4 protein-coding genes are annotated in these 5,872 nt (G+C 47.7%); 3 read left to right on the forward strand and 1 reads right to left on the reverse strand.

Features of this window, described 5'->3' with window-relative positions; translation table 11 throughout:
• Nucleotides 1–1,048: 1,048 nt before the first annotated feature.
• Together MKMG_RS10245 and MKMG_RS10250 are read left to right on the forward strand one after the other, a co-directional pair.
• Nucleotides 1,049–1,549: a molybdenum cofactor biosynthesis protein B gene (locus MKMG_RS10245; RefSeq protein ID WP_165077760.1), complete on the forward strand. Its 501-nt coding sequence runs from the start codon at nt 1,049–1,051 to the stop codon at nt 1,547–1,549.
• Between the two features lie 308 nt (nt 1,550–1,857).
• Entirely contained in the window at nt 1,858–2,559 is a 702-nt protein-coding gene (locus tag MKMG_RS10250) for a metal-dependent hydrolase (protein WP_165077761.1), read from the forward strand.
• A 361-nt stretch (nt 2,560–2,920) separates the two neighbouring features.
• Here MKMG_RS10250 and MKMG_RS10255 read toward each other — a convergent pair whose 3' ends face one another.
• Nucleotides 2,921–4,996 (reverse strand): sodium-translocating pyrophosphatase, encoded by a 2,076-nt coding sequence (locus MKMG_RS10255; RefSeq protein WP_165077762.1) that lies wholly within the window; start codon nt 4,994–4,996, stop codon nt 2,921–2,923.
• Nucleotides 4,997–5,139: 143 nt separating this feature from the next.
• On the opposite strand from MKMG_RS10255, the gene MKMG_RS10260 reads away from it, so the two are divergent.
• Nucleotides 5,140–5,361, forward strand: a complete 222-nt coding sequence (locus MKMG_RS10260; protein ID WP_165077763.1) for a hypothetical protein — start codon at nt 5,140–5,142, stop codon at nt 5,359–5,361.
• Nucleotides 5,362–5,872: the final 511 nt, after the last annotated feature.

A 5,872-nucleotide genomic window follows, 5' to 3' on the forward strand; every position in this document is an offset into this window, starting at 1 on the left:
AGGAATTGTAAATCCGATCATAATTAGGATCGTAACTGTCAGGGCATAACTCGATCAGGAATTGTAAATCCGATCATAATTAGGATCGTAACTGTCAGGGCATAACTCGATCAGGAATTGTAAATCCGATCATAATTAGGATCGTAACTGTCAGGACGTAACCAGATCAGGAATTGTAAATCCGATCATAATTAGGATCGTAACTGTCAGGACGTAACCAGATCAGGAATTGTAAATCCGATCATAATTTGGATTGTAATTTGATCATAGATTGTGAATTTGATCATAATTCTGACCATAAAAATGCAGATATAGAAAAAAACGATATTTTAAAAAAATGTGATAATAATTGATAATGAATGTAATAATTGATTTTATGATATGTCTGACACTTTAACAGGTGTAGCCTTAAATGTTGTCTCCAGTGGAAACAAAGGGGTCCCCCCCATCTCTTGATCATATAAAAATGAAGATGAATCAGTTTTTTATTGCAACACAGAAACAGTTTATTTTTTCACGTTATTTTTCCTGAATATCTTCAGAGTGTTTTCCAGTGTCTTTAGATTATTTTTCATATTATCCATGTATTTAGACTGAATTCATGATATTTTTTTTCAATTCTCATCCTATAAATTAAGTTTCCATCGGAAATAGGGGTATTTCTTCTTTTGCTGTTCAGGTGGAACACTTTAGTTTAAAAATCAAAACCATTTTCATAATTTTACATTATTATTTTCACAGTCATTTTTATCTATATCACCTCAGTTTAGTCACCCTTCACCAAACTGTTATTCAAATCTGTATTCTTCAAAATCAATATTTTTTTAGATTTATTGTTGTCATTTTTTCTCTTTCTTTAACCTTTAACAGCACAATATCTTATACCATACTCTCTACACCGTCCGTTCTGTTTTCTTTGGTTCTTTGTCTTTTCCTGTGCGATTATTCTGAATGTTCTTTTTGGAGGTATTCTATAATGGGCACTGCAGCGTGCAGATGAATATGGTAACCGGTATTCTGAAGAGGTTACAATACAATCATCATTGGTATGGACTCATCCCATCTTAGTAATGTCAACCTTCAGACTGCAGTGATCACTGTTTCAACATCCCGTACAGCAGACGAGGACATCTCAGGAGCTGTGATCAAAGAGCTCAGTGAAGCAGCAGATATTCCCGTCACCTTCTATCGGGTTGTACCTGATGAGGTAGGTGCCATTCGGAGCGCACTTCAGGAGGCACTTCAGGAGGCACTCCCGGAAGCAACCTGTGTCATTATTAATGGCGGTACCGGAATAACGCACGATGACTGCACGATTGAGGCGGTAGCCCCCCTCTTTGAGAAGACTCTGGACGGATTTGGCGAACTCTTCAGAATATTCAGTTTAGAAGATGTAGGTACCCGTGTTCTCCTGTCCAGGGCTGTAGCAGGCATCATTGATCAGCGTGTTGTCTTCTGTATTCCTGGATCCACACCTGCTGTACGGCTTGCGATGGTAAAGTTGATTCTGCCTGAGATGCGACATATCGTCACGCATGCAAGCAAGTGATCCCGACAGGTAGCCGGTCTGCATACAATATCCATAGAAAATCAGAGAAGCATATACCACGAATTCTCTCGGAGGAGAACAGGTATCAGGTATCAGGTATCAGGTATCAGGTATCAGGTATCAGGTATCAGGTATCAGGTATCAGGTATCAGGTATCAGGTATCAGGTATCAGGTGTTTGGAACCATGTCTGTCCACAGGAAACAGTGGAGTAACAGAACCCCTGGACAGACAGAATAAAAAAAACCAGACAGATAAAAAACAGAGGCAGCAGAAGAATATGAGACGAATATATGGAGGGAACCATCCATGCTTCCTGCAGTCCATCTTTTAATCGGTGTTACCCTTGGGATCTTTCTGTTGTATATCACGAAGGACTGCCGGGCTCTCGTCTACTGTGCCATCGGCAGTCTCCTCCCGGACATCATTGATAAACCGGTTGGGCATATCATTCTGGAGAGTATGGGCAACGGTCGAATATTCTTTCACAGCCTGACTGTCTGTGCCCTTGTCGCTCTTCTTGGTTATCTCATTTATTTAAAGTGGCGGCACCCCGGTCTCCTCTTTATCGCGGCAGGGATGCTCTCCCATCAACTCGCCGATGCGATGTGGTGTGCGCCACAAAGCTGGTACTGGCCGTTTCTGGGCGACTTCCCACATAAATATAGCCCGTCTTATTTCGAGAATATGTTTCATCTTGAATTTTCATCGCCCTCTGAACTGCTGGTGCTCGCTCTTGGTGTCATCCTTTTCGTCTGTCTGGTTCAGGCATGGCGAACCGGAAACAGCCTCCTCTTTCACCGGGTCGCAGGACTGGTCGGGCTTTTCCTTCTTGTCGCAGGGGTGCTGGTTTTATCCGGGCTTACAGTGGGGATCCTTCCCGGATTTCTGGTCTACTCCGGATGTTCGGACATTCTCATCTGTGCTTTCTCCCTCATACTCGGAGGTGCTGCCTTCCTTCTCGTCTCTTTCTTGCCGTCGGTCGGGTGCGGGATGAAGGATCTTCTCTGACCGGTTTTAAGTCCCTGTGTTACCGTATTTTTACCCCTACTGTATTTTTACTACTGTATTTTTTGTCTCTATGCGTCCGGATGCCGATGTGGATCCGACAGGGCATACATCACAGTTGGTTTGGAGTTGTGTTATGGATTCAAAATATCTTCATTCGTATTTTCCTGTTTTTCACGTCTCCCCAGATACGTCTCCCCTGATATTACAGTAGCGCAGGAAGAGAGATCCGCCCATACAACCGGCAAAGAGATCCGAAGAGATCTAACGGAGCAGAATAGCTGAAAAAACTCCTGTTCTCACAGAGAAGGAAGACATCCGCTCCCTCTCAAATCAAACCGAACCAAAACAAAAAAAAGTTGAATTAGAGGAAGAGCGGTGCAAAGACCACAGCGACGATGCTCATCAGCTTCAGAAGAATGTTGATGGCAGGGCCGGAGGTATCCTTGAACGGGTCACCGACGGTGTCACCGGTGACAGCGGCCTTGTGGGAATCCGATCCCTTGCCGCCGAGGTGGCCCATTTCGATGTATTTCTTTGCATTATCCCATGCACCACCGGCATTTGCCATGGTGATTGCAAGCATGAATCCTGCGCCGAGTGAACCGACCAGAAGACCGCCGAGTGCGGCCTTGCCGAGGACAACACCAACAATGATTGGTGCTGCGATGGCGATGACACCCGGAAGGATCATCTCACGCAGAGCAGAGTTGGTGGAAATAGAGATACATGCTGCATAGTCAGGCTCTGTGGTGCCTTCCATGATGCCCTTAATCTCCTTGAACTGACGGCGGACTTCAATCACAATGGCATATGCCGCACGTCCGACTGCCATCATTGTCATGGATGAGAAGATGAACGGAAGCATCGCACCAATGAGAAGACCGATGAAGACCGTAGGCTGCATGACATCGATTGACTCGAGGCCCACTGCAATACCGTATGACGCAAAAAGTGCGAGTGCGGTCAGTGCTGCCGAACCGATTGCAAATCCCTTGCCGATAGCTGCGGTGGTGTTCCCGACTGCATCGAGGGTGTCGGTGATCTCACGGACAGACTCAGGCTGGTGGCTCATCTCTGCAATACCGCCTGCATTGTCTGCGACAGGCCCGTATGCATCGACTGCAAGGGAGATACCCAGTGTTGCAAGCATACCAACTGCAGCAATAGCAATACCGTAGAGACCTGCGAAAGTGAATGCAATATAGATGGCAAGTCCGATGAGGAGGGTCGGGATGAGGGTGGACTCCATACCCTTTGCAAACCCGGTGATGATGTTTGTTGCAGCGCCTGTCTCACAGGACTTTGCAATGGTCTGGGTGGGTTTGCGTTCGTATGAAGTGTAATACTCGGTGACCTGTCCAACCAGGAAGCCTGCCACCAGACCTGCGACACAGGCAACAAATACACCGAATCCATAGCTTCCGAGAAGCATGGTGGCGATGAAATAGGTTGCTGCGACCACAAGGAGGAGTGCTGCCACAAGGCCCATGTTGAATGCCATGTGAATAGCAGCGGACTCTGTCTTCTTTGTCTTGACGAAGAAAGAACCGATGATGGAACAGATGATACCGACTGCGGCGATGATCATCGGGAGGACAACAAGGTTGTACTCGGGCATGCCGCTGAGTGCTGCGGTGGATTCGATGCCCAGGATCATGCCGATGTCTCCGCCCTTGCTGATGGTGAGAATAGCTGCAGCGCCGAGGAGCATGGTGGAGATGATTGAGCCGACGTAGGACTCGTAGAGGTCTGCACCCATACCGGCGATGTCACCGACGTTGTCACCAACATTGTCTGCAATGACAGCAGGGTTTCGGGCGTCATCTTCAGGGATACCTGCCTCGACTTTGCCGACGAGGTCAGCACCGACGTCTGCGGCCTTCGTAAAGATACCGCCACCGACACGGGCGAAGAGTGCAATCGAACTTGCACCAAGGGAGAATCCTGCCACGACATTGACAATGGCATAGGTGGTAGCGCCGGCCATCAGGGTGGACACTCCGATAAATGCCACGGAGAGACCAAAGAGGCCGAGACCGACAACAGTCATACCCATGACCGTACCCGATGCAAAGGAGACCCGGAATGCGTCAGCAATACCACGGGTGGCTGCATGTGCTGTGCGGCCGTTTGCAGAGGTTGCGGTGAACATGCCGATGTAACCGGCAGTTGCGGAGAGGGTTGCTCCAATGACGAAACAGACCGCGGTTAACGGGCTGATGAGTATTGTCAGGATGATCGCGAGTACAATTACAAAGACCGCGATATACTTGTACTGGGTGTTTAAGTACACCATCGCACTTTTGTGTATCACGGTTGTGAGCTTCTTGATGAGCTCACTGCCTTCCCCTTCGGACTGGACCTTTTTAAAGGACAGTCCTGCAAAGAGGAGAGCAATCAGGGCACATAATGGTGCCAGATAGACGAGTGAATCCATGGTTTATTCAAATCTCCCTTTATGGTTTTAGGCACAAAACCACACGGGTAATCGATTCCATAAAGATTAGGGTTCTCTATATAAAAAAAGAATCGGGCGGTTTTGGGGGTCTGTGGTCTGGGTTGTCTCTGGATGGGTGAATCATGATAATATCGGATCCGGTCGGACGGCATGGCCTGCCCAGGTTCCCCTCTCTTTTTGTGACACTTCAGTCTGCAGGAGCACGTGTCCTTGCGGTGCTGCGGGACTGGGTTCCGCCGATCGCGGTGGCGAGGCTTTCGTCGGCCATGACATGGGCAGTAGCGGTGCCGACGGCGGCAACCCAACCGCAGGAGAGATCCCCCGGCAGTGTCGGGATTTGTTGACCTTTGCCCCGTCGGCACGAGCGTCAGTATGCCCTGAGGAGATCGGTTACCACCAGAAGTCACCGTCACCCGATAGACAATGAGGACAGGCAGGATGGTTGTCCATCCGTTTTTGGGTGCACTAACACACCCCAGACACTATCCGTGTACCCGGGGGTGCACCGTTTTAACGGCTTATTTGTGCCTTGTTCTTAAATTGAACCATATTATGTGGTTTTCAATGATTTGTGCACTTGTACTGAGATCACACATACATACACCTCCCCCACCACAGGAATCAGGGGTGCTGAATGATATAGGATCCGGGTGCCCACTTCCTGTAATATCTATAAATCTATGTAACTATTCAGCCCCCAACCAATTTTAGCGAGAATTAACCGTTAGATCAAAATATTATGGGTACATATTAACTTTCAATGAATGTGCCTCCCAATCGGGATCAGATATTGCATTTAGTTCTGACCGATCCAGAAGCCACAACTGATCTCATTTTGGATCTATATCTCACTGT

The organism is Methanogenium sp. MK-MG (assembly GCF_009914725.1).
Taxonomy (GTDB): Archaea; Halobacteriota; Methanomicrobia; order Methanomicrobiales; family Methanomicrobiaceae; genus Methanogenium.

Coding starts and splice junctions, on each gene's coding strand:
- MKMG_RS10245 (WP_165077760.1), top strand. CDS start 1,049: ATGGACTCATCCCATCTTAGTAATGTCAACCTTCAGACTGCAGTGATC.
- MKMG_RS10250 (WP_165077761.1), top strand. CDS start 1,858: ATGCTTCCTGCAGTCCATCTTTTAATCGGTGTTACCCTTGGGATCTTT.
- MKMG_RS10255 (WP_165077762.1), bottom strand. CDS start 4,996: ATGGATTCACTCGTCTATCTGGCACCATTATGTGCCCTGATTGCTCTC.
- MKMG_RS10260 (WP_165077763.1), top strand. CDS start 5,140: ATGATAATATCGGATCCGGTCGGACGGCATGGCCTGCCCAGGTTCCCC.